The organism is Ideonella sp. A 288, assembly GCF_002198735.1.
GTDB lineage: Bacteria > Pseudomonadota > Gammaproteobacteria > Burkholderiales > Burkholderiaceae_C > Pseudaquabacterium.
In genome coordinates this window covers 45,482-70,678 of sequence record NZ_MWLO01000137.1, presented here as the reverse complement: position 1 = coordinate 70,678, position 25,197 = coordinate 45,482, and the positions used below count along the sequence as shown (strand labels likewise).

26 protein-coding genes are annotated in these 25,197 nt (G+C 70.6%); 10 read left to right on the top strand and 16 right to left on the bottom strand.

The annotated features are described in order from the left end of the window. Window positions 1–32 precede the first annotated feature (32 nt). The 6 genes from EOINJALH_RS19900 to EOINJALH_RS19875 are packed head-to-tail and all read left to right on the top strand — an operon-like array spanning window position 33 to window position 5,418. Window positions 33–1,109 carry an ATP-NAD kinase family protein gene (locus tag EOINJALH_RS19900; RefSeq protein WP_088283274.1) on the top strand — a complete coding sequence of 359 codons (1,077 nt, stop codon included), beginning with the start codon at window positions 33–35 and terminating at the stop codon, window positions 1,107–1,109. A 21-nt stretch (window positions 1,110–1,130) separates the two neighbouring features. After that, complete coding sequence (locus tag EOINJALH_RS19895; protein ID WP_088283272.1) at window positions 1,131–2,126, top strand: thiamine pyrophosphate-dependent dehydrogenase E1 component subunit alpha; 996 nt, start codon at window positions 1,131–1,133, stop codon at window positions 2,124–2,126. 20 nt (window positions 2,127–2,146) lie between these two features. Beyond that, a complete protein-coding gene (locus EOINJALH_RS19890; RefSeq protein ID WP_088283270.1) occupies window positions 2,147–3,163 on the top strand; it encodes an alpha-ketoacid dehydrogenase subunit beta in 1,017 nt (338 codons plus the stop codon). Further along, a complete protein-coding gene (locus tag EOINJALH_RS19885; RefSeq protein WP_088283268.1) occupies window positions 3,163–4,290 on the top strand; it encodes an acetoin dehydrogenase dihydrolipoyllysine-residue acetyltransferase subunit in 1,128 nt (375 codons plus the stop codon). The genes EOINJALH_RS19890 and EOINJALH_RS19885 overlap by 1 nt, the downstream gene beginning before the upstream one ends. Before the next feature lie 38 nt (window positions 4,291–4,328). Then, window positions 4,329–5,093 (top strand): lipoyl protein ligase domain-containing protein, encoded by a 765-nt coding sequence (locus EOINJALH_RS19880; protein WP_088283266.1) that lies wholly within the window; start codon window positions 4,329–4,331, stop codon window positions 5,091–5,093. Between the two features lie 16 nt (window positions 5,094–5,109). Beyond that, on the top strand, window positions 5,110–5,418 hold the full coding sequence (locus EOINJALH_RS19875; protein ID WP_088283264.1) for an MTH1187 family thiamine-binding protein: 309 nt from the start codon (window positions 5,110–5,112) through the stop codon (window positions 5,416–5,418). Between the two features lie 10 nt (window positions 5,419–5,428). Here the strand turns inward: EOINJALH_RS19875 and EOINJALH_RS19870 are convergent, their stop codons facing one another. Then, window positions 5,429–6,340 carry a 5'-nucleotidase gene (locus EOINJALH_RS19870; protein ID WP_088283673.1) on the bottom strand — a complete coding sequence of 304 codons (912 nt, stop codon included), beginning with the start codon at window positions 6,338–6,340 and terminating at the stop codon, window positions 5,429–5,431. Between EOINJALH_RS19870 and EOINJALH_RS33345 the strand changes: the two genes are divergently transcribed. Then, window positions 6,239–8,209, top strand: a complete 1,971-nt coding sequence (locus EOINJALH_RS33345) for a methyl-accepting chemotaxis protein (RefSeq protein WP_310732322.1) — start codon at window positions 6,239–6,241, stop codon at window positions 8,207–8,209. The genes EOINJALH_RS19870 and EOINJALH_RS33345 overlap by 102 nt on opposite strands. Window positions 8,210–8,258: 49 nt before the next feature. Here EOINJALH_RS33345 and EOINJALH_RS19860 read toward each other — a convergent pair whose 3' ends face one another. Next, window positions 8,259–9,266, bottom strand: a complete 1,008-nt coding sequence (locus tag EOINJALH_RS19860; protein WP_088283260.1) for an AAA family ATPase — start codon at window positions 9,264–9,266, stop codon at window positions 8,259–8,261. 299 nt (window positions 9,267–9,565) lie between these two features. Between EOINJALH_RS19860 and EOINJALH_RS31895 the strand changes: the two genes are divergently transcribed. Further along, on the top strand, window positions 9,566–9,712 hold the full coding sequence (locus tag EOINJALH_RS31895; protein ID WP_158219826.1) for a hypothetical protein: 147 nt from the start codon (window positions 9,566–9,568) through the stop codon (window positions 9,710–9,712). Window positions 9,713–9,763: 51 nt separating this feature from the next. Here the strand turns inward: EOINJALH_RS31895 and EOINJALH_RS32245 are convergent, their stop codons facing one another. Continuing rightward, window positions 9,764–10,657, bottom strand: coding sequence for a peptidylprolyl isomerase (locus tag EOINJALH_RS32245; protein ID WP_199873431.1), 894 nt, complete (start codon window positions 10,655–10,657; stop codon window positions 9,764–9,766). A 99-nt stretch (window positions 10,658–10,756) separates the two neighbouring features. On the opposite strand from EOINJALH_RS32245, the gene EOINJALH_RS19850 reads away from it, so the two are divergent. After that, on the top strand, window positions 10,757–10,999 hold the full coding sequence (locus tag EOINJALH_RS19850; RefSeq protein WP_088283258.1) for a hypothetical protein: 243 nt from the start codon (window positions 10,757–10,759) through the stop codon (window positions 10,997–10,999). 31 nt (window positions 11,000–11,030) lie between these two features. On the opposite strand, the gene gspF is transcribed toward EOINJALH_RS19850, so the two are convergent. The 11 genes from gspF to gspG all read right to left on the bottom strand — a co-directional run bounded on the left by gspF (window position 11,031) and on the right by gspG (window position 21,483). Further along, on the bottom strand, window positions 11,031–12,245 hold the full coding sequence (gene gspF / locus EOINJALH_RS19845; protein WP_088283256.1) for a type II secretion system inner membrane protein GspF: 1,215 nt from the start codon (window positions 12,243–12,245) through the stop codon (window positions 11,031–11,033). A 101-nt stretch (window positions 12,246–12,346) separates the two neighbouring features. After that, window positions 12,347–13,765: a type II secretion system ATPase GspE gene (gene gspE / locus EOINJALH_RS19840; protein ID WP_088283254.1), complete on the bottom strand. Its 1,419-nt coding sequence runs from the start codon at window positions 13,763–13,765 to the stop codon at window positions 12,347–12,349. A gap of 2 nt (window positions 13,766–13,767) precedes the next feature. Then, window positions 13,768–15,894, bottom strand: coding sequence for a type II secretion system secretin GspD (gspD, locus tag EOINJALH_RS19835; protein ID WP_088283252.1), 2,127 nt, complete (start codon window positions 15,892–15,894; stop codon window positions 13,768–13,770). 86 nt (window positions 15,895–15,980) lie between these two features. Continuing rightward, the gene (gene gspN, locus EOINJALH_RS19830; RefSeq protein WP_088283250.1) at window positions 15,981–16,820 is read right to left on the bottom strand and encodes a type II secretion system protein N; all 840 of its coding nucleotides are present in this window, start codon (window positions 16,818–16,820) and stop codon (window positions 15,981–15,983) included. Beyond that, the gene (gene gspM, locus EOINJALH_RS19825; protein WP_088283249.1) at window positions 16,817–17,302 is read right to left on the bottom strand and encodes a type II secretion system protein GspM; all 486 of its coding nucleotides are present in this window, start codon (window positions 17,300–17,302) and stop codon (window positions 16,817–16,819) included. The genes gspN and gspM overlap by 4 nt, the downstream gene beginning before the upstream one ends. After that, complete coding sequence (gene gspL / locus EOINJALH_RS19820) at window positions 17,299–18,531, bottom strand: type II secretion system protein GspL (RefSeq protein ID WP_088283247.1); 1,233 nt, start codon at window positions 18,529–18,531, stop codon at window positions 17,299–17,301. The genes gspM and gspL overlap by 4 nt, the downstream gene beginning before the upstream one ends. Before the next feature lie 66 nt (window positions 18,532–18,597). Next, entirely contained in the window at window positions 18,598–19,572 is a 975-nt protein-coding gene (gspK, locus tag EOINJALH_RS19815; protein WP_088283244.1) for a type II secretion system minor pseudopilin GspK, read from the bottom strand. Further along, window positions 19,569–20,180, bottom strand: coding sequence for a type II secretion system protein GspJ (locus tag EOINJALH_RS19810; RefSeq protein WP_088283242.1), 612 nt, complete (start codon window positions 20,178–20,180; stop codon window positions 19,569–19,571). Before EOINJALH_RS19810 ends, gspK begins: the two co-directional genes overlap by 4 nt. 1 nt (window position 20,181) lies before the next feature. Next, window positions 20,182–20,589 carry a type II secretion system minor pseudopilin GspI gene (gspI, locus tag EOINJALH_RS19805; protein WP_234413947.1) on the bottom strand — a complete coding sequence of 136 codons (408 nt, stop codon included), beginning with the start codon at window positions 20,587–20,589 and terminating at the stop codon, window positions 20,182–20,184. Continuing rightward, window positions 20,586–21,113 carry a Tfp pilus assembly protein FimT/FimU gene (locus EOINJALH_RS19800; protein ID WP_088283240.1) on the bottom strand — a complete coding sequence of 176 codons (528 nt, stop codon included), beginning with the start codon at window positions 21,111–21,113 and terminating at the stop codon, window positions 20,586–20,588. The genes gspI and EOINJALH_RS19800 overlap by 4 nt, the downstream gene beginning before the upstream one ends. Then, window positions 21,040–21,483, bottom strand: coding sequence for a type II secretion system major pseudopilin GspG (gene gspG, locus EOINJALH_RS19795; RefSeq protein ID WP_199873430.1), 444 nt, complete (start codon window positions 21,481–21,483; stop codon window positions 21,040–21,042). Before gspG ends, EOINJALH_RS19800 begins: the two co-directional genes overlap by 74 nt. Between gspG and EOINJALH_RS19790 the strand changes: the two genes are divergently transcribed. Further along, window positions 21,478–22,212 (top strand): type II secretion system protein N, encoded by a 735-nt coding sequence (locus EOINJALH_RS19790; protein ID WP_199873429.1) that lies wholly within the window; start codon window positions 21,478–21,480, stop codon window positions 22,210–22,212. The two genes, gspG and EOINJALH_RS19790, sit on opposite strands and share 6 nt — an antisense overlap. Window positions 22,213–22,302: 90 nt before the next feature. Here EOINJALH_RS19790 and EOINJALH_RS19785 read toward each other — a convergent pair whose 3' ends face one another. Together EOINJALH_RS19785 and ilvA are read right to left on the bottom strand one after the other, a co-directional pair. Beyond that, on the bottom strand, window positions 22,303–23,415 hold the full coding sequence (locus EOINJALH_RS19785; protein ID WP_088283236.1) for a nicotinate-nucleotide--dimethylbenzimidazole phosphoribosyltransferase: 1,113 nt from the start codon (window positions 23,413–23,415) through the stop codon (window positions 22,303–22,305). A gap of 108 nt (window positions 23,416–23,523) precedes the next feature. Continuing rightward, window positions 23,524–25,047, bottom strand: a complete 1,524-nt coding sequence (ilvA, locus tag EOINJALH_RS19780; RefSeq protein WP_088283234.1) for a threonine ammonia-lyase, biosynthetic — start codon at window positions 25,045–25,047, stop codon at window positions 23,524–23,526. Between the last annotated feature and the right edge of the window lie 150 nt (window positions 25,048–25,197).

Sequence of the window (25,197 nt, the reverse complement as noted above, 5' to 3'; positions counted from 1 at the left end):
CACTGGGCTGCTTCAGCCCCCAGGAGAGCGCATTGACCCATCGGTCGCCCAGCGGGCCCGCCCCCATCGGCGTGATCGCCAACCCGGTCTCGGCCCGCGACATCCGCCGCGTGGTGGCCAATGCCGGCAACCTGCAGATCAGCGACCGCGTGAACATCGTGCTGCGGGTGTTGGGCGCGGCGGCGGCCTGCGGCGTGACCCACGCCCTGATGATGCCCGACCGTGGCGGCATCCGTTACGGGCTCGAGCGCACGCTCAAGCGCGAGAAGGAGCAGGCGAACCACACCAGCCTGTACCCCGCGCTGCAGTTCCTCGACATGGACACCACGTCCACCGTGGACGACACCTTCGCGGCCACGCGCCTGATGGTCGAGGCCGGCGTGGCCGCCATCGTGGTGCTGGGCGGCGACGGCACCCACCGCGCGGTGGTGCGCGAACTGCTGCGCTGCGGCGCCCGCATCCCGATCGCCGGCCTGTCCACCGGCACCAACAACGCCTTCCCCGAGATGCGCGAGCCCACCATCACCGGCATGGCGGCCGGGCTGTACGCCAGCGGGCGCCTGCCGGCCGAGCAGGCGCTGGCGATGCACAAGCTGGTGGAGGTGACCATCGAATCGAACGGCCGCGTCCAGAGCGACATCGCCATCGTCGACGCGGTGATCAGCAGCGACCGCTACGTCGGCGCGCGCGCCATCTGGAAGCCCGAATCGCTGCTGGCGGCCTACCTCGCGTTCGCCGATCCGCAGTGCATCGGCCTGTCGGCCATCGGCGGGCTGCTCGAGCCCGTGGGCCGCCAACAGAGCGGCGGCCTGGCCATCGAGATGGCGGCCGACGCCGCCCACGCCCTGCTGGCGCTGAACGCGCCGATCGCGCCGGGCATGGTGCGGCCGGTGCCCATCGCCAGCTGGCAGCGCATGGTGGCCAACGAGCCGCTGGTGGTGGCGCACGAGGCCGGTACCGTGGCGCTGGATGGCGAACGCGAGCTGGGCTTCGAACCCGGCCAGCGCGTCACCGCCACCCTGCGCGAGAACGCTTTTTCCACCGTGGACGTGGCCCGTTGCATGCACCTGGCGGCATGCGAGGGGTTGCTCCGCACTTCCGTCCGTTGACCCCCCTCGAGGAGACAAGACATGGCAGGCAACCCGTTCCCGTTGAACAAGGAGCAGCTGCTCCAGGCCTATCGCACGATGCGAACGATCCGCGAATTCGAGGATCGGCTGCACATCGACTTCAGCCGCGGCGACATCCCCGGCTTCGTGCACCTGTACGCCGGCGAAGAGGCGGCGGGCACCGGGATCATGATGCACCTGGGCGCCAGCGACCGCATCGCCAGCACCCACCGCGGCCACGGCCACTGCATCGCCAAGGGCGTCGACCCGATGGCCATGATGAAGGAGATCTACGGGCGCAAGGGCGGCAGTTGCGAGGGCAAGGGCGGCTCGATGCACATCGCCGACCTGAGCAAGGGCATGATGGGCGCCAACGGCATCCTCGGTGCCGGCGCGCCGCTGGTCTGCGGCGCCGCGCTGGCCGCCAAGTACCGCGCCAAGAAGGGCGGGCCCAGCGACGTGGCGATCAGCTTCGTCGGCGACGGTGCCAGCAACCAGGGCACCTTCCTCGAGAGCCTGAACCTGGCCGCGGTGTGGAACCTGCCGGCGATCTTCGTCGTCGAGAACAACGGCTACGCCGAGAGCACCTCGCGCGAGTACGGCACGGCGGTGGACAGCTACGTCGACCGCGCCGCCGGCTTCGGACTGCCCGGCGTCACGGTGGACGGCACCGACTTCTTCGCGGTGTACGAGGCCGCTGGCGAGATCATCAAGCGGGCTCGCGAAGGCGGTGGCCCCTCGCTGCTCGAATGCAAGATGGTGCGCTTCCACGGCCACTTCGAGGGCGATGCGCAGACCTACCGCGGTGCCGGCGAGATCGAGGACAACCGTGCCAACAAGGACTGCCTGAAGAAGTTCGCCGCCGCCGTCACCGGCGCTGGCGTGATCGGCGCTGCCGAACTGACGGCGATCGACCACGAGGTGCTGGGGCTGATCGAGCGCGCCGTGGCCGAGGCCAAGGCCGCGCCGCAGCCGACGCTGGCCGACCTGACCACCGACGTCTACGTCAAGTATTGAGAGCGAAGAGGAGACACGACATGGCACGCAAGATCAGCATGAAGCAGGCGATCAACGAGGCGATCGACCAGGAAATGGCGCGCGACCCCTCGGTGATCATGATGGGCGAGGACATCGTCGGCGGCGCCGGCGGCAACGGCGAGCTCGACGCCTGGGGCGGGGTGCTCGGCGTCACCAAAGGCCTGTACGCCAAGCATGGCGACCGCCTGCTCGACACGCCGCTGTCCGAGAGCGCCTACATCGGCGCGGCCATCGGTGCTGCGGCCTGCGGCATGCGCCCGGTGGCCGAACTGATGTTCGTCGACTTCATGGGCGTGTGTTTCGACCAGATCTTCAACCAGGCCGCCAAGTTCAAGTACATGTTCGGCGGCAAGGCCGAGACGCCGGTGGTCATCCGCGCGATGTGCGGCGCGGGCTTCCGCGCGGCGGCCCAGCACAGCCAGATGCTCACGCCGCTGTTCGCCCACATCCCGGGCCTGAAGGTGGTGTGTCCGAGCACGCCGTACGACACCAAGGGCCTGCTCATCCAGAGCATCCGCGACAACGACCCGGTGATCTTCCTCGAGCACAAGAACCTGTACGGCCTGGAAGGCGAGGTGCCCGAAGGCCTGTACACCATCCCATTCGGCGAGGCCAACGTGGTGCGCGAGGGCAAGACCGTGTCCATCGTCACCTACGGGATGATGGTGCACCGCTCGCTGGAGGCCGCGGCCACGCTGGCCAAGGAGGGTGTCGAGTGCGAGGTGATCGACCTGCGCACCCTCAGCCCGCTGGACATGGACACGGTGCTCGAGAGCGTCACCAAGACCGGCCGTCTGGTCTGCGTGGACGAGGCCAATCCGCGCTGCAACATCGCCTGCGACATCTCGGCCCAGGTGGCGCAGCAGGCCTTCAGCGCGCTGAAGGGGCCGATCGAGATGGTCTCGGCGCCGCACGCACCGGTGCCGTTCTCGCCGGTGCTGGAAGATGCCTACATCCCCAGCGCCGGGCAGATCGTGGCGGCCGTCAAGCGCACGATGGCCGGAGGCCGCAACTGATGAGCGACGCTGCCGCCATCACCCCCATCGTCATGCCCAAGTGGGGGCTGTCGATGAAGGAGGGCACGGTCATGGACTGGCTGGTCGAGGAGGGCACCGACATCGCGGTGGGCACGCCCATCCTCGACGTCGAGACCGACAAGATCGCCAATGCCGTGGAGGCGCCCGACGCCGGCCTGCTGCGGCGCAAGGTGGCCCAGCCCGGCGAGACACTGCCGGTCAAGGCGCTGCTGGGCGTGATGGCGCGGCCCGAGGTGCCCGAGGTCGATCTGGACGCGTACATCGCTGCCTATGTGGTGCCGGCCGCCGCCAGCGACGACGAGGACGCCGAGCCGGCCTATGCCCACGTGGAGGTCGACGGGCTGCGCATCCGCCATGCCAGGCGCGGCGACTTCGCGCCCGGCGCGGTGCCGGTGCTCTTCATCCACGGCTTCGGCGGCGACCTCGACAACTGGCTGTTCAACCTGGACGCCGCGGCCGAGCATTCACCGGTGATCGCGCTCGACCTGCCCGGCCACGGGCAGAGCGACGCGCGGGTGCCCGAGGCCTCCATCGCCGGGCTGGCCGCGTTCGTGCTGCGTTTCATGGATGCGCTGGACGTCGAGCGGGTGCATGCGGTGGGCCATTCGATGGGCGGCGCCATCGCCGCGCAGATGGCGCTGTCCGCGCCGCAGCGCGTCGCCAGCGTGGCGCTGGTCAACAGCGCCGGCCTGGGCGACGAGATCAACAGCGGCTACACCGAGGGCTTTGCCGCGGCGCAGTCGAGGCGCGATCTCAAGCCCGTGCTGGAGCAACTGTTCGCCGACCCGACTCTGGTGAGTCGGCAGATGGTCGACGACGTGCTGAAGTACAAGCGCCTCGACGGCGTGGACGCCGTGCTGGCCCAACTGGGCGCTGCGCTGTTCGGCGGTGGCCGACAGGCCGAACTGCCGGCGCGCGAGCTCGAATCCACCGGCAAGCCGGTGCTGGTGGTGTGGGGTCGCGAGGACCGCATCATCCCGGCCGCGCATGCCGGCAACGCCCCGGCCGGTGCCACGGTGCAGGTGTTCGACGCCACCGGCCACATGACGATGATGGAGCGGGCCAACGAGGTGAATGCGCTGCTGAAGACCCATGTCGGAAGCTGACGTGATGGGTGGCGCACGATCATCGGCAGACCCCTGACATGGGCCTGCCGACCTTCGGCTTCGTGGCGGTGCACGAGCGGCCGCTGGCCGACGGCATCGCCGCCGAGGCCGACTGGATGCGCGAGGTGGCCCTTCACGGCCGGGCGCTGGCGCAGTTGTGGCAAGGCGCGGCGGGGCTGGTGGTGCCGCGCAGCTACGAGCGCCAGCCCGGCTGGGTGGCGGCCCGCGAACGCTGGGCCGCCGCGGGCCGGCCGGTGCACGTGCGCGCGTCCGGCGGCGGCCTCGTGCCGCAGGGACCGGGTGTGTTGAACCTCAGCCTGGTGTGGCGCGGTCCGGTGGCGCCTGCTGCGGCGCCGGTCGACACCGATGGCGTCTACCGCGACCTGTGCGACGGCCTGGCCGCCGCGCTGTCGCGGCTGGGCATCGCGGCGTCGGCGCAGCCGGTGGAGGGTTCGTTCTGCGACGGCCGCTACAACCTGGCGGTGGATGGCCGCAAGCTGGTCGGCACAGCGCAGTCGTGGCGGCGCATCGACGGCGTGCCGGTGGCGCTGGCGCATGCAGTGCTGCTGGTCGACGCCGACCCGGTGCAACTCACCGACGAGGCCAACGCCTTCGAAGCCGCGCTGCCGTCCGGCCGCTGCTATCGTGCCGACGCGTTGACCACGGTGGCGCAGGCGTGGTGCTCGGCACACCGGCAGGAGCGCGCCCCCGCCGACCTCGGCGCGCGTTGCCGCCATCTGCTCGCTGAGCAATTTGCCCGCGTGCTGCCGCCCTTGGCAACCTGCGGATCGACCGAACCTTGACATGAAGGAGACCTGAATGGTCCTGCTCGAATTCTCGATCGCCCCGGCTGGCCAGGGCGAGAGCGTCAGTGCCCATGTGGCGCGGGTGCTCGACCTCATCGACCGCAGCGGCGTGCCCTACCAGCTGACGCCGATGGGCACCATCCTCGAAGGCGAATGGGCCGAGGTGATGGGCGTGGTGACGCAGTGCTTCGAACTGCTCGCCGCCGACTACGCGCGCGTCGGCGTGCACATGAAGGTGGACTACCGCGCCGGCCCGGCCGGGCGGCTGAAGTCCAAGACCGCCAAGGTGCAGGAGCGGCTGGGCCGCGCGCTGAGCACCTGAGCGACGGCGCTCACCGCTCGTTGGACACGCCCGCGGCCACGTGGCCGGCGGGCACGTGCGGCGCCGCGCCCTCCACATGGCGGGTCTGGTCGTCGAAGAAGAAGTCCGGCTCGAACTCGCGCAGGAACTCGCCCTTCGGCAGGCCGCCGAGGAACATCGCCTCGTCGACCTCGATGCGCCAATCCATCAGCGTGCGGATGGCGCGTTCGTGCGCCGGGGCGCTGCGGGCGGTGACCAGCGCGGTGCGCACGCGCATGCCGGCGGGGTCGGCCGGGTCGGCCATCTGGCGCAGCCGCTGCAAGGCCTGCAGCAGCGGCTTGAACGGCCCGGCGGCCAGCGGCGTGGTGGCCTGGCTCGTTTCATGGCGCTGGAAGGCATCGAGCCCGTCGCGCTGGTAGACCCGTTCGGCCTCGTCGGAAAACAGCACCGCGTCGCCGTCGAAGGCGATGCGCACTTCGTTGGGGTGGCCATCCGACGCGCGCGCGCCATGCGGCAGCACGCGCGCGGCGGGCACGCCGGCCTCCAACGCCGAGCGCACATCGGCCTCGTTGGCCGACAGGAACAACTGCGCGGCCAGCGGCCGCAGGTAGCGCCACGGCGCCTCGCCGCGGGTGAACACCCCCCGCTCGACGCCCAGACCGTAGTGCTGGCAGGAGCGGAACACGCGCAGGCCCGACACCGGGTCGTTGCGCGACAGGATCACCACCTCCACCCGCCCGGGGCAACCGCGGTTGAAGGCCACCAGCTTGCGCGCCAGCGAGAACGCCACGCCTGGCTGCGCCGGCTGATCCAGCCGGGCCAGCTGCAGCCGCATGTAGGCGTGGTCGTCGCCGCCTTCGAAGACCCGGTTCTCTTCTTCGAAGTCGAACAGGGCACGCGACGACAGCGCGATCACCAGCCGGTCGGGGGGGGCCATGGGCATGCCGTCGATCATAGGGTGCGGCCCCGGGGTGGTCGGGCGTTGACCAAGATCATGTGGCGGGGCGCTGTGGCGCTCAAGGTGGGCGTGCCGAAGCCGATTCCCCGGTTGGCGGGATCGAATGTGCCTGCCGGGTCAATCCTTGTTTGGAGCGAGACGATGCAGAGCATGAAGGTTGGGGCGCGGCTCGCGATGCTGGCGGCTGTGATGCTGGTGCTGCTGGCGTCCGTCGGTGGCGTGGCGTTGTATGGCATGCACCAGACCGACGTTGCACTGAAGTCGATGTACGAGGACCGCACCGTGGCCCTCGGTCAGCTGGGCGAGGCACGCGACCGCATGCTCCGCAACCTGCAGCACCTGACGGCGGCCGTGGCCGACCCGGCGGCACCAGCGGTGCCGGCGCGACTGACCGAGGTCGAGGCCAACGCGGCCGCCATCACCAAGGTGTGGGCGGCCTATTCGGCGACTTACCTGACCGACGCGGAGAAGGTGCTGGCCACGACCTACGCCGCGGCCCGGGGCCGCTTCGTGTCGGAGGCCATCAAGCCTGCCCTGGCGGCGCTTCGCGCGGGCGATGCCGCCTCCGCGCGCCGCATCGTGCTGGAGCTGGCGCCGGGTTTGTCTGGCCAGGCCGACAAGACCATGGGCGAACTGGTGGCCCTGCAGGTCAACGAGGCCGAGAAGCTCTACGTCGAGGGCCAGGCCCGCTACCAGGCGATGTTGTGGCTGTCCTCCGCGCTGCTGGCCATCGGCCTGGTGGCCGGTGCCGGGCTCGCCTGGGCGGTGTCACGGTCGGTGACACGGCAGCTCGGCGGCGAGCCGTCCGAGGTGGTGCGGCTGGCCAACGCGGTCGCCGAGGGCGATCTCGGCCATGCGATCCATGTGGCGCCCGGCGACGAATCCAGCATCGTCGCGGCGATGGCCCGTATGCAGTCCGGCCTGTCCGGCATCGTGGGCCGGGTGCGCGCCAGCAGCGACTCGATCGCCACCGGCGCGACGCAGATCGCGGCCGGCAACACCGACCTCAGCCAGCGCACCGAGCAGCAGGCCAGCAACCTGCAGCAGACCGCCTCGTCGATGGAGGAGCTGAGCAGCACCGTGCGCCACAACGCCGACACCGCGCAGCAGGCCAACCAGCTGGCGGCGTCGGCGTCGGGCGCTGCGGCCAAGGGCGGCGAGGTGGTCGGCCAGGTGGTGTCGACGATGCAGGACATCAGCGCGTCGTCGAAGAAGATCGCCGACATCATCGGCGTGATCGACGGCATCGCCTTCCAGACCAACATCCTGGCGCTGAATGCTGCGGTGGAAGCAGCCCGCGCCGGCGAGCAGGGCCGCGGCTTCGCGGTGGTGGCCGGCGAAGTGCGTTCGCTGGCCCAACGAAGCGCCGAGGCGGCGCGCGAGATCAAGGCCCTGATCGGCGCCAGCGTCGACAAGGTGGAGGCCGGCACCCGCCTGGTCGGCGCGGCCGGTCAGGCCATGACCGACATCGTGGCGCAGGTCAATCGCGTCACCGACCTGATCGGCGAGATCTCCAGCGCGACCGCCGAACAGACCAGCGGCATCGACCAGGTCAGCACCGCGGTGTCGCAACTCGACCAGGTGACGCAGCAGAACGCGGCGCTGGTGGAAGAGAGCGCCGCAGCGGCCGAGAGCCTGCGTCACCAGGGCAATGCGCTGGCCGAGGTGGTGGGCTTCTTCCGGCTCGGGTCCGGCGCGTCGTCGTTCGGCGCCAGCGCGCCGTCCCGGGCGGTGTCCGCGCCGTCGGCCGCTCGGCCCGCCGCAGCATCGCCGGCAGCGGCCGCACCGAGGCCGGTCAAACCGGCGTCCGCCCAGAACAAGCCGAGCGCCGACGCCGATTGGGAGACGTTCTAATCGACGCCGGCTGACCCTGCCGGGCGAGGTACTCCCTCTCCCTGGCCGATCAGTGCACGAACCCGGGCGGTGCGCGCTTGCCCGCCCCCGCCGACGGCAGATCCTGCGGCTCGATGCGGCCGCGGCCGTCGAGGCGCGCATTGCCGAAGGCGGTCATCCAGGCCCGGCGCATTTCGCGCGGGGCGAGCTCGGCCATGCGTTCCTGCACCGCTTCGCTGGGCTCGGGCTCGAAGCGCTCGCCCCAGTCGTGCTGCGCGCGCAGGCTGTCGTACAGCCGCCGCGCGATGGTGCGGGCGGCGTCGCGATCGGGCGCCTGCACCGTGTAGACGTTGACGCGGTTGAGGATGGGCTCGGGAATCGCCCGCTCGTCGTTGGCCGTGGCCACCCAGATCACCTGACTGGCGTCCACCGCCACCTCGGCAAACTCGTCGACGAACTGCTTGGCGGTGTCGTGCTCGAGCAGGCTGTACAGCGCGCCCAGCGGATCGTAGGCGTGCTCGCCGCGGGCCTTGTCGATCTCGTCGACCACCATCACCGGGTTGGCGTACTGGCCGTCGACCAGGGTCTCGAACACCTTGCCCGGCCGCGCGCCCTTCCACTGCGACGACGCCCCTGACAGCACCCAGCCCGCGGTGAGCGAGCTCATCGGCACGAAACCCATGCCGGTGCCCAGCAACTGGGCCACTTCACGCGCGAAGTGGGTCTTGCCCACCCCCGGCGGCCCCAGCAGCAGCATCGGCGTGATCTCGAGCGCGTCGCGGCTGTCGTGGCACAGCGCGAGCTGGCGGCGGATGTCGTCGAGCACCTCGTGGAAGTTCGGCAGCTCGTCGTACAGGTGGGCCATCGCCGGCAGCCCGGAGGGCTTGACCTGGAAACGCTCTGGGCCCTTCTCGAGCATGCGCTCGTAGGTGCTGCGCAGGCTCTCGTGCTCCTTGGGCGGCAGCTTGGTCAGCCGGCGCTCGACCTCGTCGCATCGGTAGACGCGGCGCATGCTCGCGATCGGCATGCCGCCGCTGCGCGGCGAGACGGTGACCAGGTCGGTCGACGAAGTTGCCATGCACGAACTCCTTGCTGTCCTGCTGACCCATTGCAGCAAACCATCCACCGGGCCAAGCCACGATCAGCGGCAGGAACCGACGGCAGTTGCTGGCAATGATCCTAGCAACTGCCGGGCCCGGCGCAACCCGCCTGGACGAGTGCCCCTGCACAAGGCTGGTGCTCCGGCCGGGGTGGACATCCGTCGCCGGTGCCGGCGTTTCATCGCCCGCGCGCTGCAGTTGGTCGCAACGGGCTCGCGGCGGTTGGCGTGGTTGCCGACACTGCATCCATCCGATCCAGCCCACCCAGGAGATGCACATGAACCGCTCGACCACCACCCGCCTGCTGTCCGTTGTCCTGGCTGCCGGCCTGACGCTGTCGGTGTTGATGGGCCTCGATGCGCTGGCCACGCCCGACGCCGCCGCTCCGGCCCTGGCCGCCACGGCGGCAGCCTCCCGCGGTTGATGGTGCGTGCCGGTCAGGCCCGAACGGCCGCCCGGCCTGTCACGCGTGCCGTCAGTACCCTTCGGCCGCGGCGATGGCCAGCCAGTCGGCCAGGCTGCCCAGCCGGGTGATGTCGGGGCTGAGCGCGGGCACCAGGTAGAACACCGAGCCGCCTTGCGTGCCGACGTAGCTGTTGGTGCCGCGGTAGTACCGGTAGTAGTAGCCCAGGGCATTGCCCGAGCCGGAGTCCGCGGGTGACGCGAACTGCGGGTAGGTGGCCTCGAGGTAGTTGAACACCCGGTCGGAATCGCTCAGCGTGGCCGGGGAGCCGAGTTCGGTCACGCTGAGCACGCGCACCACGTTGTCGGGCAGCACCGTGGTGCCCGTGAAGTTGACGACCGGGAGTTCCCCCAGCGCACCGTTGTTCGACCGGGCGCGGTAGTCGATGGTGCGCAGCCGCGCGATGGCATCGAACACCACCATGCCGCTGGTCGTCACCCGCCCGAAGACACTGAAGCCGCCGTTCTGGGTGTCGAGGTTGGAGGAGTTGTTGGCCAGGTTGACGAACCACTGGTTGGTGGCGCTGTTCGGATTGCCCCCGAGCTTGGCCATGGCCACCGTGCCGCGGACGTTGGAGCGCGTGGCACTGAACTCGTTGATCACCGGCACCTGCGCAGGGACGGCGGTGATTCCGCGGCTGGCGTCGGTGTACGCGAAACCGCCCGCCTGGACGATGAAGCCCGGCACGCTGCGGTGGAAGATCGACCCTTCGTAGGACTTGCGCCGCACGTAGCCCAGGAAGTTGGCCACCGTGTTGGGCGCGCCGGTGTCGTAAAGCTGGATGTCGATCAGCCCTTGCGTCGTATTGAAGCGCAGCATGCTGTCTGTCCCGGCCTGCTGGGCCATGCTGGACAGCGGGGCCAGCAGACCCGGGGCGAGCGCGAGGAAATCACGGCGAGAGGTCATGAACACATCCAGAAAGCGGGAAACGGCAGAAAGCTTAGCATCGGAACGAAACAGGGCCTCAAGTTCGCCGGCGGGTGGCCGATACACCGTCTGGATGCCATGAACTCCGCCCACTCCATCGCCGGACTGCACGCCGCCATGGCGTCGCTGACCGCCACCTCCAGCCAGATCGCCCGCGCTCCCCGTCCCGCGGCGTTGAACCTCGCCACGGCGGATCCCGCGGCGGCGATGGCGCAGGGGCTGATCCAGCAGCGCTGGGTCATCTATCGGTTCGAGGCGAACCTGAAGGTCATCCAGGCCGGCACCGAGATGGTGGGCTCGGTGCTCGACACCCGGGCCTGACGGGCCCGACGGACCTGCGGCCTGGCCGCCGTCACTTCACCCAGGTGTTGAGCTGGATGATCGGCAGCAGCACGGCCAGCACGATGACCATCACCACGCCGCCCATCGCCACGATGAGCAGCGGCTCGAGGATCGTGGCCAGGGCCATGGCGCGGCGCTGCACCTCGCCGGCCAGTTGGCGGGCGGCGCGGTCGAGCATCTGCGGCAACTGGCCGGTCTGCTCTCCGAGACGGGCGAACATGGCCAGCAGGCCCGGGAAGCGCTTCTTGGCCGCCATGGCCGAGGCCAGTGGCGCGCCTTCGCGCACCTGCACCAGGGCATCGAGCGCATCGGCCCGCATCGCGCGGTTGGCCAGGGTCTCGGCCGCGGCCTGCAGCGCCTTCAGGATCGGCACGCCCGCGTTGGCCAGCATCGACAGCGTGCCCGCGAAGCGCGCCGCGTTGTAGCCGCGCGCCAGCCGGCCGATCAGGGGCAGGCGCAGGAAGGCGGCGTCGAAGCGCAGACGGAAGGCCTCGCCGCGCAAGGCCAGCGACAGCGCGACCGCGCCGCCGGCGGCCATCAGCAGCGCCAGCCAGCCCCACGTGCGCACGAAATCGCTGGTGGCCAGCATGGCGGTCGTCAGCCAGGGCAGGGCCCGCTTGCTGCTGGTGAACACGCTCGCCACCTGGGGCACGACGTAGGTGACCAGGAAGATCACGATCACCAGCGCGATCAGCGACACGATGGCCGGGTACAGCGCCGCGCCGATCAGCTTGGACTTCAGCGCCTGGCGCTCTTCCAGGTCGTCGGCCAGACGCTCGAGCACGGCGCCGAGTGCGCCGCTCTGCTCGCCGGCGGCGACCACGGCGCAGTACACCTCGTCGAACTCGCGCGGCGCCGCCGCCAGCGCCCGGGCGAACTGCGAGCCGGCGTTGACCTCGGCGCGCAGGTGCGAGACCAGCTCGCGCTGGCGCGGGTCTTCGGCCTCGTCGGCCAGCGCGGTGAGCGCCCGCTCGAGCGGCAGGCCGGCACCCACCAGCCCGGCCAGCTGGCGTGTCCAGACGGCCAGCGTGGTGCTGTTGAAGACGCGGCTCACCCAGCGTGAGTTGCCGGCCTTCTGCACCGCCGCCGCCACCGCGTCGACGGTGAGCGGCACCAGCCCCTGCGTGCGCAACTGCGCGCGCGCCGCACGTGCGCTCTCAGCCTCGAGGATGCCCTTGCGCGGCTTGCCCTGGGCGTCCAGCGCGTCGAAGTGGAAGGCCGGCATGTGGATGGATCAGCCGCCGTCCGGGCCGACACCCGGGCGGCTGGGCGCCCCCAGGGGGCAGCGAGTGAGCGAAGCGATGAGCGTGGGGGTCACCATGATGTTCAGTCTCGGGTGACGCGCAGAATCTCTTCGAGCGAGGTCACGCCGGAGGTCACCAGCCGGTCGCCGTCCTCGCGCATCGAGCGCAGGCCACTGCCGCGCGCGGCCTCGTGGATGGCGCTCTCGGCCGCCTGGCCGTGGATCAGTGCGCGCACCGCGTCGTCGGCGACCATCAGCTCGTACACGCCGGTGCGGCCCTTGTAGCCGGTGTGGCTGCACTCGGGGCAGCCCACCGGGTGCCAGCGTTCGTCGCCGTCCAGGCGCTTGCAGCGGCCGCACAGCTTGCGCACCAGGCGCTGCGCCAGCACGCCGAGCAGGCTGGAACTGAGCAGGAAGGGCTCGACGCCCATGTCGATGAGCCGGGTCACCGTGGACGGCGCGTCGTTGGTGTGCACCGTGGCCAGCACCAGGTGGCCGGTGAGCGAGGCCTGGATGGCGATCTGCGCGGTCTCGAAGTCGCGGATCTCGCCGATCATGATCACGTCCGGGTCCTGCCGCAGGATGGCGCGCAGGGCCTTGGCGAAGGTGAGGTCGATCTTGGCGTTGACCTGCGTCTGGCCGATGCCGGGCAGTTCGTATTCCACCGGGTCCTCGACCGTGAGGATGTTGGTGCCGGCGGTGTCGATGCGGCCCAGCGACGCGTACAGCGTGGTCGTCTTGCCCGAGCCGGTGGGCCCGGTCACCAGCACGATGCCGTGCGGCTGGTGCACCAGGCGGTCGAAGGCCGACAGCACGTCGCCGCTCATGCCCAGGCCTTCGAGCGTGAACTTCGATTCGGCCTTGTCCAGCAGGCGCAGCACCGCGCGCTCGCCGTGCGCCGAGGGCAGGGTGGACACGCGCACGTCGATGGCGCGGCCGCCAATGCGCAGCGAGATGCGGCCGTCCTGCGGCAGGCGCTTCTCGGCGATGTCGAGCTCGGCCATGATCTTCAGTCGCGAGATCAGCGCCGCGTGCAGCGCGCGGTTGGGCTGCACCACCTCGCGCAGCGTGCCGTCGACGCGGAAGCGCACGCTGGAACTGCGCTCGTAGGGCTCAATATGGATGTCGCTGGCGCCGTCCTTGGCGGCCTGCGTCAGCAGCGCATTGAGCATTCGGATGATCGGCGCGTCGTCGGCGGCTTCCAGCAGGTCTTCGACCGCCGGCAGGTCCTGCAGCAGGCGCGACAGGTCGACCGCGCTCTCCACCTCGCCGACCACGGTGGCCGCGCTCGATTCGGCGCCGGCGTAGGCCGCGGAAATGCGCTGGTCGAGCGTGGCCGCCACCTCGCGCTCGAAGCGGGCCACGTCGTGGCGCCGCACCACCTCGGCCACCGCGCCAGCGGGCGCCGTCTCGGCGGCCCACAGCACCGTCTCGCGGCCGTCGTCCTCGAGCAGCAGGTGGTTCGCCTTGGCGAAGGCGTAAGGCAGCGGGTGTCGGGCCATCGTCAGTTGCCGGGCGACGGCGTCGGGGGGGGAGCGGGCGACAGTGGCGGCGGGGATGACGGTGCAGCCGGCTCGCGCATCGGCGGCAGCACCGGGGCCTCGTTGATGGGCAGCAGCACCGACGTGTTGGGCTGCGCGTCCTTCTGCTGGCCGCGCATCAGGTCGTATCGGTCGAGGGACAGCTTTTGCGTGCTCGCCGTGTCTCGCAGCACCACGGGACGCAGGAACACCATCAGGTTGGTGCGCTTGCGTGTGCGCGATTCGTTGCGGAACAGTGCGCCCACCCAAGGCAGGTCGCCGAGCAGCGGCACCTTGCTGGTGGTGGTGGAGTAGTTGTCTTCGATCAGGCCGCCCAGCGCGAGCACCTGACCGTCGTCGACGGTGACCGTGCCCTCGATCGAGCGCTTGGTGGTGGAGGGCCCGGCATTGCTGGTACCCGCCGCCGTGGTGTCCTTGACGCTGGACTGCTCCTGGTAGATCTGCATGCGGATCGCGCCGCCTTCGCCGATCTGCGGGCGGATGCGCAGCGTGATGCCGACGTCCTTGCGCTCGATGGTCTGGAACGGGTTGTTGGTCGACGTGCCGGTGCTGGTGAACTGGCCGGTGATGAAGGGCACGTTCTCGCCGACGACGATCTTGGCCTCCTCGTTGTCCAGCGTGATCATGTTGGGCGTGGACACGACGTTGGTGTTGCCCTTCGTCTGCAGCATGCGCAGGATCGCCGACAACGACGCCACCCCGTTGACGGTGCGCAGCAGGCCGAGGTTCAGGCCTTCGCCCAGCGTCAGGTTGTTCGACGCCAGACCGCTGTTGATGCTGATGATGCCCGGCGACTTGGTCGACGGCAGGTTCTGCACGGCACGGCCTTCGCTGCCCAGCGCGCCGAGCCACTGGAAGCCCAGTTCGGCCGTGTCGTCCCCGGACACCTCGACGATCATGCTCTCGATGTAGACCTGGGCGCGGCGCTCGTCGAGCCGGTCGATCACGGCGCGTATCTGCAGGTAAAGGGGCTCCGGGGCCGAGATGATCAGCGAATTGGTCGCCGCATCGGCCTGGATGAAGCCGCCGGTCGATGGCTGGGCCGATGCAGCCACCGGCGTCGTGGCCGCCGAACTGCCGGCCCCGGTGTTCGAGGGGCTCGACTGGCTGGTGGGTGCGGCGGGCGAACCACCCAGCGAGCCGCCGCCGGTGGCCGTCGAGCCGGACAACCCGGATCCACCGCCGGACGATCCGGCGGCGAAGGCCGCGCGCAGCACGGTGGCCAGCCGCGCGGCGTCGGCGTTCTTGAGCGCCACCACATGGATGCTGCCCGCCGGGCCAGCAGCGCCTGGCTGGTCGAGTCGCTGGATCAGCGCGCGCATGGCCGCCAGCCTGGCCGGGTTCTGGGCCCGGATGATCAGTGCGTTGCTGCGCGTGTCGACCATCACCGTGGCCGAGCCGGCGCCGCCGCCCGGCACCAGCGCTGCCACTCCGCCCGCGCCCCCCTCGCCCAGGCGCTGCACCAGCGTGGCCAGATCGGCCGCCACCGCATGCTTGAGCGGGATGACCTCGATGTCGGTGGACGCCGGTTGGTCGAGTGCCGCGATGATCTTCGCGATCCGGGCCAGGTTGTCCGCGTAGTCGGTGATCACCAGCGAGCCGTTGCCTGGGTTGGCGTTGATCGTGTTGTTGGGGCTGATCAGGGGCCGCAGCACCGCGACCAGGTTGTTCGGGTTCTCGTGGCTGAGGCGGAAGATCTGCGTGATCACCAGATCGGCGCGCTGATCGACCGGGCCCACCGACACCACGCCGGTCTGCAGCTTGGCGTCGGCCTCGGGCACCACCTTCAGCAGGCCTGCGCTGTCGACCACCGAGAAGCCCATGCCGCGCAGCGCGGACAGGTAGTTCTGGTAGGCCTCGCGAGGCGGCATCGCGCGCTCGCTGTAGACGGTCATGCTGCCCTTGACGCGCGGGTCGACCATGATCTGCCGGTTGATCATCGCCGAGATCGCGCGTGTGACCGCCTCGATGTCGGCATTGACGAAGTTCAGCGTCACCGGTGCCGACGACATGGACGGCGTTGACGTGCGGGCAGCAGGCTTGTCGGCGGCCACCTGCGCGGTGGACGGCAGCACCGAGCCTGTGGCCATGCAGGCCAGGACGAGGGCACGCAGGCGCGAAGGCGTTCGGCGGGAAGGGGCCGGACGGTCGGGCGGCAGTCGCGGGGTCATGGGGGTCATCCGATCGAGAGGACGGACAACGCACCTTGGCGTCGCCCGATGATGTTGAGCAGGTTGGCCAGGCCCGCGTCCTGGCCCTCGGCGGCGCGGGCTTCGCCACGGAAGCGCAATCGCGCGCCGGACCATTGGCCCGAGCCGTTCAGGCGCAGGGCACCATCGAGCGTGCTCAGGCCGAGGGTGGCACTGTCGGCCCCGGCCGAGTCGCTGCGCACGCTGAGGCGGTAGCTGCCCAGCGGCTGGATCGACGACAGGCGCGACGATGCGCCGATCAGGCTCAGGTCCAACGCGCCGTCGAAGCGCGTGCGGCCCTGCACCGTCTGCACCGTGAAGCCGGTGCTCGAGAGTTGCATCATGCCGCCGAGCTGCAGCGTGTTCCAGGGCGTGCCCAGGCCTTCGAGCCATCGCGCCGGCCACTGGCCGATGCCCTCGGGTCGGGCCGGCACCCGCAAGGTCATGCCGGACCAGCCGGGCCGCAGCTCGATGCGCAACGGCGCGAACAGGCAGCAGGCCTGGCGCAACGTGAGCCGCAGGCCGCTCCAGGTGGGTGACAGGCGCCAGTGCAGCCGCCCGGGCAGTGCCGAGGCATCGCGGCTGCCCGGGCCGCCTTGCAGCACGGCCACGGCATTGCCGGACCAGACACTGCCCCTGGCGTCGGCCAGCAGCAGGCGTTCGCCGCTGGCGCGGTGCAGGTTGTCTGCCAGCCAGGCGGCAGGCGCGAAGGCGACGGCGCCGATGGCCGTGCCGAGCAGCGCACCCCAGATCGCCCAGCGCCGGCCGGCCCGCTGGTTGCGGGCCCAGGCCCGATCCGGCACGGCCGCAGTGCGCCGCCGTGTCATGGGCGCCCCCCCAGGGCCAATGTCAACCGGCCGGTGTAGGTGCCTTGTGGCGACCGGGTCAGCTGGGCCTCGACCACGCGCGCCCGCGCATTGGCGCGCAACTCGCCCAGCCATCCGGACAGCGACTCGCCGTCGATGCCCATCAGCTCGACCACGGCACGCTCACCCTGCACGTTGGGGCGCACCTTGTCGCCCAGCCGCTGGGCCGATGCGGTCAGCGCCGTCTGGGCCTGGGCCAGTGGCACGGCGGGCGTGGCACGCAGGGCCTTGGCCTCGGTGGCCAGCCGCTGCATCTCGAGCAACTGGACATCGAGCGCCTCGATCTGGGCGGGTGCGGCCTTCAAGGTGCGCACTGCCGGCGCCAGGCCCACCCACCACACCAGGGCCAGCGCCAGCAGCACGGCTCCGACGGCGACCGCGGTGCGTTCGCGTTCGGCCAGCGACTGGTAGTGCTGTGCCAGTGCCTTTCGCCAGGCGGTCATGGTGTGGCCTTGCGTCCGCCGCGGCTGATGATCAGCTCGGCTTCGGTGCTGTCGAGCTGACCGCCGGCCGCCGCGATGCGGGTGCGCAGTTGCTGCAACTGCTCGGGGGCCCAGCCGGTGGCGGGCAGCGTCAGGCGGCCCGGCTCGAACTTCAGCTGCTCCACCGGCGGCCGGCCCTCGGGCCAGGCCGCGGCGGCCAAGGACAGCAGCGTTTCGAGATCGGTGTCGCCCACCTGGCCCGCAGCGGCGCGCAGCAGGTCGGTTTCGCGCTGCATCTGCACGGGCGCGTCCAGCACCGCGCGCACCTGGGGGTGGGCGGTGCGCAGCAGTTCAGTGACCGCGCCGCGCCTGGCGTCGATGGCACGCTGCTGTTGCCAGGCCCAGGCGTTGACGCCGATCAACTGCACGCCCAGCAACGCGGCCAGTCCCCAGCGCACCGGGCGCCACGACGGCCCCAGCACCTGGCGGGCCGCCGTCCGCACGGCCCGCAGGCCGCGGGTTTGCAGGGCCAGGTCGAACTGCCGCAGGTTCCAGCCCGACCGCGCGGCCGCCAGCGCATGTTCGGCGTCCGACTGCACCACCACGGGGCTGCCGAGCCATCGCTCGGCGGCGGCCGCGGCGGCGGGCGTGGCCGTCCACTGCGGCGACTGTGCCGACCAGCCGGGCAGCAAGGACTTGGCCAGGTCACCCGAGGTGCGCAGGCAGATGGCGCCCTGCACATCGCTCCAGGCCAACCACAGGTCGTCGGCACCCGCGTGGTCGGCGTCGTTGCCGGTGAAGAAGTGGCCCTGGGCCAGTTCGCTCGGTGCGCACGAGGGCACGACGCGGTCGACGACGATGCCTGCGGCGGTCAGGCGGGACAGTGCCGCGGCCAGGGGCGGGCGTTGCGTGGCGCCGACCCACCCGGCCTGCCCCGGCTTGGCATCGGGGGCCAGCGCCAGGTGCACGTCGTCCGGTTCGTCGAGCAACTGCTCTTCGAGCACGCCGCTCAGTGCCAGACGCATGCGCGCAGCCGGCGCCCGTGGCACGTCGACACGGTGCCAGGCCACGTCGCCGGCCGGCAGCACCGCCACCACGGTGTCGGCGCGCGGCAACTGGGCCGGGTCGGCCCGGCCACTGCTGGCCACCGCCATCCCGTCGTTGCTGAGCACATGGGCCAGCGCACCTGGCTCGGGCGCCTCGTGGCCGACGCGGGCGTGCGGCGGCAGCAGGATCACGAGCATGCTCATGGGAAGTCGGTCGGCGGCGGAGTCGGTGGCGAAGCGTGCATTGTGGCAAACAGGCTGTGCCGGGTTTCAGCCGCCACCGGTAGAAAGTACCGTGGAAACGCGTTGTCGCTGTTCGACGGCCACCTCGCCGGCATTGCGCTTGTGCACCACCGACACCTCCTCGAGCACACGGTCCTCGAGCCGAAGTCGGCCACGCACCTCGAAGTACTCGGATTTCACGGTCACCCCGTCGAGCCCCGCGTTCGGCGGCAGGTGGGCCCGCGCATCGTCCACTTTCTCGAAGGGCTTGCTCTTGCGCGTCTGGACCAGGCGGTCCGCGGTGCCGAGGTCGATGCCCTCGATCACGGCAGCCAGTACCTCCCGCGACGCGGTGTTCAGGTTGACCTTGCTGGTGCCCTGGCCGGGGCTGATCCACACCAGCGGCCGCAAGCGCTGGATCTGGTCGGCCGTCAGGGGAATCCAGGCCAGGTCGTCCAGGCGCCCCGGCCCCAGGGCCATCTTCGGATCGGTGCCGCTCCAGGCCACGGCCAGCGACTGGGCCAGGGTGGGCGCGAGGCCGGGCGACAGGCCGCCGACCTCGCACAGGCGCTTGAGCACCTCGACTTCCTTCTCGACCGGCTTGCCATCGGCCACCAGGTTGCGCAGGTTGTAACGCGTCTGCGCATCGGTGATGAGCCCGGACAGGAAGGCCTCCGGGCCGCCCTCGGCGTTGTTGTCCTTGTCGGCCGCCAGGAAGGTCGACAGCCGCGCCTCGGCCAGCGGCTGGGCCCAGGTGTCTTCGAGGCTGGTGAATTCGCGGCGGTGCTCGCGCAGGATGAGCCGCGCCCAGTCGAGTGCCCCCATCAGGATCCAGGCCGACTGGCTGCGGCTGCGTTCGGCCACCTCGACCTGGATGCCGCGCCACTGCTGCCACACCATGCCGGCCGACATCGTGGCCACGACAGTGAGCAGGACCATCGCCACCAGGATCGCGGCCCCTCGCTGGCGGTGCCGCGGGCGGGAGAGGGGACTGCGCCCGCGCGTGGTTGGCGATGTCCTCATCCCGGCCCCCGCATCAGCACATCGCGGGTGAGCGTGCCCTCGGGCAGCTCCATCACCATCCGCACGCCGGAGGGCAGCAGTTCGCGCGGCGGCGCCGAGGCGCTGCCGGCCGGCGGCGTGACCACCGTGCCGGTCGATTGCGCGTTGCTCCAGCCGTTTTCACGGTAGTAGTAGAGCTGCCAGCCCTGCACGCCATCGAGCACGCGCAGTTGCTGGGGCTCGTTGCCCTGCAACTGCTGGCTTCGCATCCAGGCCTCCTGCAACTCGCCGGCCTTGGTCATCGCCGGTGTGGTCCAGCGCTGCCACACGCCTTCGCGCACCGACCACACCACCAGTTGCAGGCCACCTTCGGTGCGGCGGGTCAGGCGAAGGCTGGCACCGTCGAACGCCAGGCCCGGCACCGCGATGCTGTCCTGCACGGCCTGCAGGTCTTGTTCCCACTGCCCGATCACGGCGCCGAGCAGCAGGCTGCGTTCGGAGGTCGCCAGGCTGACGATGCGCGCATTGGCCATGCTGTCGATGCCGCGCCAGCCCATCACGGCCATCAGCGCCATGATGAGCAGGGCCACCAGCACCTCGACGAGCGTGAATCCGTGCGCCCGCCGCATGCTAGAAGCGCCCGACGATCGTCGACAGCGTCAGGATCACGTGCCCGCCGTCGTCGAGGATCACCGCGTCGACACGGCGGAAGTTCGGGTTCGGCGTGCCCTTGGTGATGAGCTTGCCGGCGTAGTCACGCCCAAGTTGCTGGCACTGGAACTCCGCTTCCCCGGTGCCCGGAAACTGCTTGCCCAGCCGCAGGTCGGCCAAGGCGTTGTCGGCGCACCAGGTCGCCGCCGTCACGTCGCGCATGCGCCCGGCGTTGTCGGTCAGCGCCGCAGCGGCCTTGAGGCCGGCGCCCAGCGAGACGGCCACGATGGTCAGCGCCACCAGCACCTCCACCAGCGTGAAGCCCCGGCGCCGCAGCCCAGCCGTGGCGGCCCGGACACCACCGCGCCGATCCGCCCGGTCGTTCACGCAGGGTTCTCCTCGATCTGCTTGAACGGCCCCAGCCCATCGGTGGCCAGCACGATGCGGCGGTCACCCAGCTGCAGTTCGATGCGCTGTGCGCCGATCAGCGGCTCGGGCCCGAGCACCAGCGCGCGGGCCCCGACGATGCGGGCCGTCACCCCCTCGTACAACCAGTGGTGCGGCAGTTCGATGCGCGGCGGCAGGCCGATGAAGCGGAAGGGCCCGCCACTGCCGTTGGCATCCGAGGCCAGCTCGAAGCGCACCATCAGGCCGCTGGCCCTGGCTTCGGCGCGGCCGGCTTCGAGCAGGGCGGACAGGCGCAGCGCCTCGCGGTCGAGCCGGGACGCCGCCGGGTCGCGCAACGCCAGGCTGACCACGCCGGCCGCCAACCCGATGAGGACCATCACCACCATCAGCTCGACCAGCGTGAAGCCGGTCGGTCGTGCCCTGCGGACGCTACTGCCAGGAGCCGATTTCTGCGTTCTTGCCGTCGCCACCGGCCTGCCCGTCAGCACCGTAACTGAACACATCGATCTCGCCCTTCACACCTGGGTTCACGTACTGGTACGGCCGGCCCCAGGGGTCGCTGGGCAGCTTGTCCAGGTAGGGCCTCCAGTTCGGGGGCACGCTTCCACCGGTCGGCCTGCGCACCAAGGCCTCGAGGCCTTGCTCGGCGCTGGGGTAACGCTGATTGTCGAGCTTGTAGAGCTTGAGCGACTGCATCAGATTGTTCACATCCGCACGGGCCGCGGTGGCACGTGCGTCGTCGGTGCGGTCCAGCAGATTCGGCACGATCAGGGCCGCCAGCACGCCGATGATGACCAGCACCACCAGGAGTTCGATCAGTGTGAAGCCGCGCGTCAGCAGCTGGCGTGGGCGTGCGGTGGAGAGCGGGTGCATTTCGACGTTTGGGGTCCGGAGTCGCTGAATCATAATCGCGCGATGAGTGCACGGCTGTTGTCGTTGGTGGTCTGGGCCCTGGCAGCGGCCAGCGTGGTGTTCTGGGTGAGCCGATTCACCGCCCGACCGGCCCCGACGCCCGGGCATGCGTCGACGGTGGGTCCGGCGGCGGTGCCCGCGGCACCGTTGACGCGCCTGTTCGGCGTGCCGCCGCCGCCCCCGCCGGTCGAAGAGGCAGCCCCGCAGCCCGTGGTGGCCGATGCGCGCTTCAAGCTGATCGGCGTGGCGGCCGCTCGTTCGGGGCAGCGCAGTGGGCTGGCCCTGATCGCCGTCGATGACAAGCCTGCCCGCGCCGTGCCGATCGGCGGGCGCGTGGACGGCGAATTGGTCGTGCTGTCTATCAGTCATCGACAGGTCGACATCGGCACGGCCAGGGGCCCGGTGGTCAGTTCCCTGACCTTGCCCGCCTTGCCCGAGGCCAACCGCGGCGTCCCGGGCGCGTTGTCCGGGGCGGCCGCCCCGACGATGCCTGGCATGCAGCCTCAGCAGCCCATGCAGGCGCCGGCCATGCCGGGGCTGCCGTACTCCCACGCGCCGGCAGTGCCTGGCGCACCGGTGTACAACGTGCCCGGGTCAAGGCCTCCGACCATGCCTGGCCAGCTGCGCCATTCGGGCCAGATGCCCCAACCCACGCAGCAGATGCCATTGGGCACGGCCGAGCCTCAGTAGTCACAGCGCCCGCTGTCGCGTGGGCCTTGTGTGCATGTCCCCACCCGCCAGGGCCCGGGTGGCTGGGATCCTGCTGCCCGCCTGGCGCACTCAGTACAAGGTGGTCTGGCGCCCGTGGCCGGTCGGGTGGAAGCCCGACAGGCTGCCCATGCCGCTGTCGCCCAGGGAGTGCGGCTGGGACGGTCCCGGGTCATCACCGTCGGCCACCTCGGCCAGCAGCGCTGCGGCGCTGCGCACCAGCGGCCAGGAGACGCAGGCCCCCGTGCCGTCGATGCTGTCCATGCCGAGCTCGAGCAATGCCGACGCGCTGAACAGGTTGAACGCCTGGTCCAGGCCGCGGTGGGTCTGGCTGCGGCAGAAGACACAGTAGTCGGTGACGGCCGCGGCGATCTGAGATGCCACCATCATGGCCGCGCAGGCCGCCATGCCGTCCACCATGATCAGGTGGCGCTTGCTGGCGGCCACCAGCATCACGCCCACCATCACCGCGGTCTCGAAGCCGCCGAAGGCCGCCAGCGTTTCCACCGGGTCGATGATGTCGCGATGCCGCCCGTGCGCGCTGAGCAGCACGACCATCATGCGGGCGAGCATGTCGGGGTCCATCTGCGGGCCGCTGATCAGCAGGTCGCGCAGCGGCGACTGCGTCAGCCGCGACAGCACCAGCGCTGCCGCCTCGTGCGAGCCCACGCCCACCCCGGCGCAGGCGACCATGTTGCCGCGCAGCCCGTCGCCGATCTCCATGCCGGCGCGGATGGCCGCATGCGCCTGCTCCAGCGCCATGGCCGGGCCCACGCGGGCGTTGCGGGTGCCGTGCGCGATCTTGCGGGCCATCAGCCTTTCGTGGGGCGCCACCGGGTTGGCCAGGCCGCAATCGACGACCGTGGTCTCCAGACCCTGGATGCGGGCGAACACACTCACCGGCAGGCGTCCCGTGAGCAGTTGGCGCACCAGCTCGTGGGTCTGCAGGGCCTGCGGCGCCTGGATGCCCTCGACGGCCAGACCGTGGTCTGCCGCGAACACCACCAGTTGCGGATCGCGAAAGCGCGGCTTCAGCGTGTTCTGCATGAGGCCCAGCCGAACCGAGACGGGTTCAAGCTCGCCCAGGCTGCCGGCGGCTTCGCAACGGCGCTGAAGCTTCTCGATCAGGGCCCGCTCCAGCACCGGGTTCGACGTGGGCGAGATGAGTGACCGGTTCAGCGACATCGCTCAAGTGTAGTCAGCCGCCGAGCACGGCGGCAAGGGCGAGGCCGTCGCACCGGGCCGGCGCGCCCGAGCCACGGTGGCCCATGCGTGCCCTGCCGGCTGCGACCATCAACGGAGGAACAGCCGGTACACCGGGTTGTCGGTTTCCTCGACGCAGGGATACGCCAGCTCTTCGAGAAAGGCATCGAAGGCGGCCCGGTCCTGCGGCGGCACCTGGATGCCGACCAGGATGCGGCCGTAGTCGGCGCCCTGGTTGCGGTAGTGGAACAGGCTGATGTTCCAGCCCGGGTGCAGCGACGACAGGAAGCGCATCAGCGCGCCCGGCCGCTCGGGGAAGACGAAGCGGAACAGCCGTTCGTCGGCCGCCAGTGGCGAGCGGCCACCGACCATGTGGCGCACGTGTTCCTTGGCCATCTCGTCATCCGTGAGGTTCACGGTGGCGAAGCCGTGGCGCACGAAGTTGCGCTCGATCTTGTCGGCCTCGTCGCGCTTGCTGATGGCCACGCCGACGAACACGTGGGCCAGGCGCTCGTCCGAGATGCGGTAGTTGAACTCGGTGACCGCGCGCGGGCCGACCAGTTCGCAGAAGCGCTTGAACGAGCCCCTCTCCTCGGGGATCGTCACCGCGAAGAGTGCCTCGCGCTGCTCGCCGAATTCGGCCCGCTCGGCGACGAAGCGCAGGCGGTCGAAGTTCATGTTGGCGCCGCAGGTGATGGCCACCAGCGTGCGGCCCTTGCACTTGTGGGCCGCCACGTACTGCTTGATCGCGGCCACGCCCAGCGCGCCGGCGGGTTCGAGGATGCTGCGGGTGTCCTGGAACACGTCCTTGATGGCGGCACACACCTCGTCGGTGTCGACGATGATGTAGTCGTCGACCAGCTTGCGCGTCAGGCGGAAGGTTTCCTCGCCCACCAGCTTGACGGCCGTGCCGTCCGAGAACAGGCCCACGTCACCGAGCTGCACGCGCTTGCCGGCGCGCACCGAGCGCACCATCGCGTCCGAATCGCGGGTCTGCACGCCGATCACCTGGATCTCGGGCCGCACCGCCTTGATGTACGACGCCACGCCGGAGATCAGGCCGCCGCCGCCGATGGCGACGAACACCGCATCGATCGGCCCCTGGTGCTGGCGCAGGATCTCCATCGCGATGGTGCCCTGGCCGGCGATGACATCGGGGTCGTCGAACGGGTGCACGAAGGTCAGGCCCTGGGTCTGCTGCAGCTCGACGGCGTGCCCGTAGGCGTCGGAATAACTCTCGCCGTGCAGCACCACCTCGCCACCCAGCGCCGCGACGGCGTCGATCTTCAAGCGGGGCGTGGTGACCGGCATCACGATCACGGCGCGGCAGCCCAGCCGCTTGGCCGACAGCGCCACCCCCTGGGCGTGGTTGCCGGCCGAGGCGCAGATGACGCCCAGGTCCAGCTGCGCCTTGGGCAGGTTCACCATCTTGTTGTAGGCGCCGCGCAGCTTGAAGCTGAACACCGGCTGCTGGTCCTCGCGCTTGAGCAGCACATGGTTGCCCACACGGCGAGACAGGCTGCGCGCCGCATCGAGCGAAGTCTCGATGGCCACGTCGTACACCCGCGCGGTGAGGATCTTCTTCAGGTAGTCGGGGCTGGGGGCGCGGGGCATGGGTGGCAAGCGGCAGGTCAGGGGCGCGGAATGATAGCCGCCGGCCCACAAGAAAAAGGGCCCGAGGCTTGCGCCTCGGGCCCAATCCACCAATGGAGGAGGTGGAGGAGACAACCGGTCGAGACCAGCGGGCCATCGCCCGATCACCAG

What these genes read in the sequence shown, in the direction of transcription:
- EOINJALH_RS19785 (WP_088283236.1), bottom strand. Translation starts at nt 23,415, where the DNA reads ATGTCGCTGAACCGGTCACTCATCTCGCCCACGTCGAACCCGGTGCTG.
- EOINJALH_RS19875 (WP_088283264.1), top strand. Translation starts at nt 5,110, where the DNA reads ATGGTCCTGCTCGAATTCTCGATCGCCCCGGCTGGCCAGGGCGAGAGC.
- EOINJALH_RS32245 (WP_199873431.1), bottom strand. Translation starts at nt 10,657, where the DNA reads ATGACCTCTCGCCGTGATTTCCTCGCGCTCGCCCCGGGTCTGCTGGCC.
- gspK (WP_088283244.1), bottom strand. Translation starts at nt 19,572, where the DNA reads ATGAGGACATCGCCAACCACGCGCGGGCGCAGTCCCCTCTCCCGCCCG.
- EOINJALH_RS19890 (WP_088283270.1), top strand. Translation starts at nt 2,147, where the DNA reads ATGGCACGCAAGATCAGCATGAAGCAGGCGATCAACGAGGCGATCGAC.
- gspE (WP_088283254.1), bottom strand. Translation starts at nt 13,765, where the DNA reads ATGGCCCGACACCCGCTGCCTTACGCCTTCGCCAAGGCGAACCACCTG.
- gspG (WP_199873430.1), bottom strand. Translation starts at nt 21,483, where the DNA reads ATGCACCCGCTCTCCACCGCACGCCCACGCCAGCTGCTGACGCGCGGC.
- EOINJALH_RS19860 (WP_088283260.1), bottom strand. Translation starts at nt 9,266, where the DNA reads ATGGCAACTTCGTCGACCGACCTGGTCACCGTCTCGCCGCGCAGCGGC.
- EOINJALH_RS19810 (WP_088283242.1), bottom strand. Translation starts at nt 20,180, where the DNA reads ATGCGGCGGGCGCACGGATTCACGCTCGTCGAGGTGCTGGTGGCCCTG.
- EOINJALH_RS19850 (WP_088283258.1), top strand. Translation starts at nt 10,757, where the DNA reads ATGAACTCCGCCCACTCCATCGCCGGACTGCACGCCGCCATGGCGTCG.
- EOINJALH_RS19895 (WP_088283272.1), top strand. Translation starts at nt 1,131, where the DNA reads ATGGCAGGCAACCCGTTCCCGTTGAACAAGGAGCAGCTGCTCCAGGCC.
- gspM (WP_088283249.1), bottom strand. Translation starts at nt 17,302, where the DNA reads ATGACCGCCTGGCGAAAGGCACTGGCACAGCACTACCAGTCGCTGGCC.
- ilvA (WP_088283234.1), bottom strand. Translation starts at nt 25,047, where the DNA reads ATGCCCCGCGCCCCCAGCCCCGACTACCTGAAGAAGATCCTCACCGCG.
- gspD (WP_088283252.1), bottom strand. Translation starts at nt 15,894, where the DNA reads ATGGCCACAGGCTCGGTGCTGCCGTCCACCGCGCAGGTGGCCGCCGAC.
- gspN (WP_088283250.1), bottom strand. Translation starts at nt 16,820, where the DNA reads ATGACACGGCGGCGCACTGCGGCCGTGCCGGATCGGGCCTGGGCCCGC.
- EOINJALH_RS19880 (WP_088283266.1), top strand. Translation starts at nt 4,329, where the DNA reads ATGGGCCTGCCGACCTTCGGCTTCGTGGCGGTGCACGAGCGGCCGCTG.
- gspF (WP_088283256.1), bottom strand. Translation starts at nt 12,245, where the DNA reads ATGCCGGCCTTCCACTTCGACGCGCTGGACGCCCAGGGCAAGCCGCGC.
- EOINJALH_RS19885 (WP_088283268.1), top strand. Translation starts at nt 3,163, where the DNA reads ATGAGCGACGCTGCCGCCATCACCCCCATCGTCATGCCCAAGTGGGGG.
- EOINJALH_RS31895 (WP_158219826.1), top strand. Translation starts at nt 9,566, where the DNA reads ATGAACCGCTCGACCACCACCCGCCTGCTGTCCGTTGTCCTGGCTGCC.
- EOINJALH_RS19800 (WP_088283240.1), bottom strand. Translation starts at nt 21,113, where the DNA reads ATGTGTTCAGTTACGGTGCTGACGGGCAGGCCGGTGGCGACGGCAAGA.
- gspL (WP_088283247.1), bottom strand. Translation starts at nt 18,531, where the DNA reads ATGAGCATGCTCGTGATCCTGCTGCCGCCGCACGCCCGCGTCGGCCAC.
- EOINJALH_RS19870 (WP_088283673.1), bottom strand. Translation starts at nt 6,340, where the DNA reads ATGCCCATGGCCCCCCCCGACCGGCTGGTGATCGCGCTGTCGTCGCGT.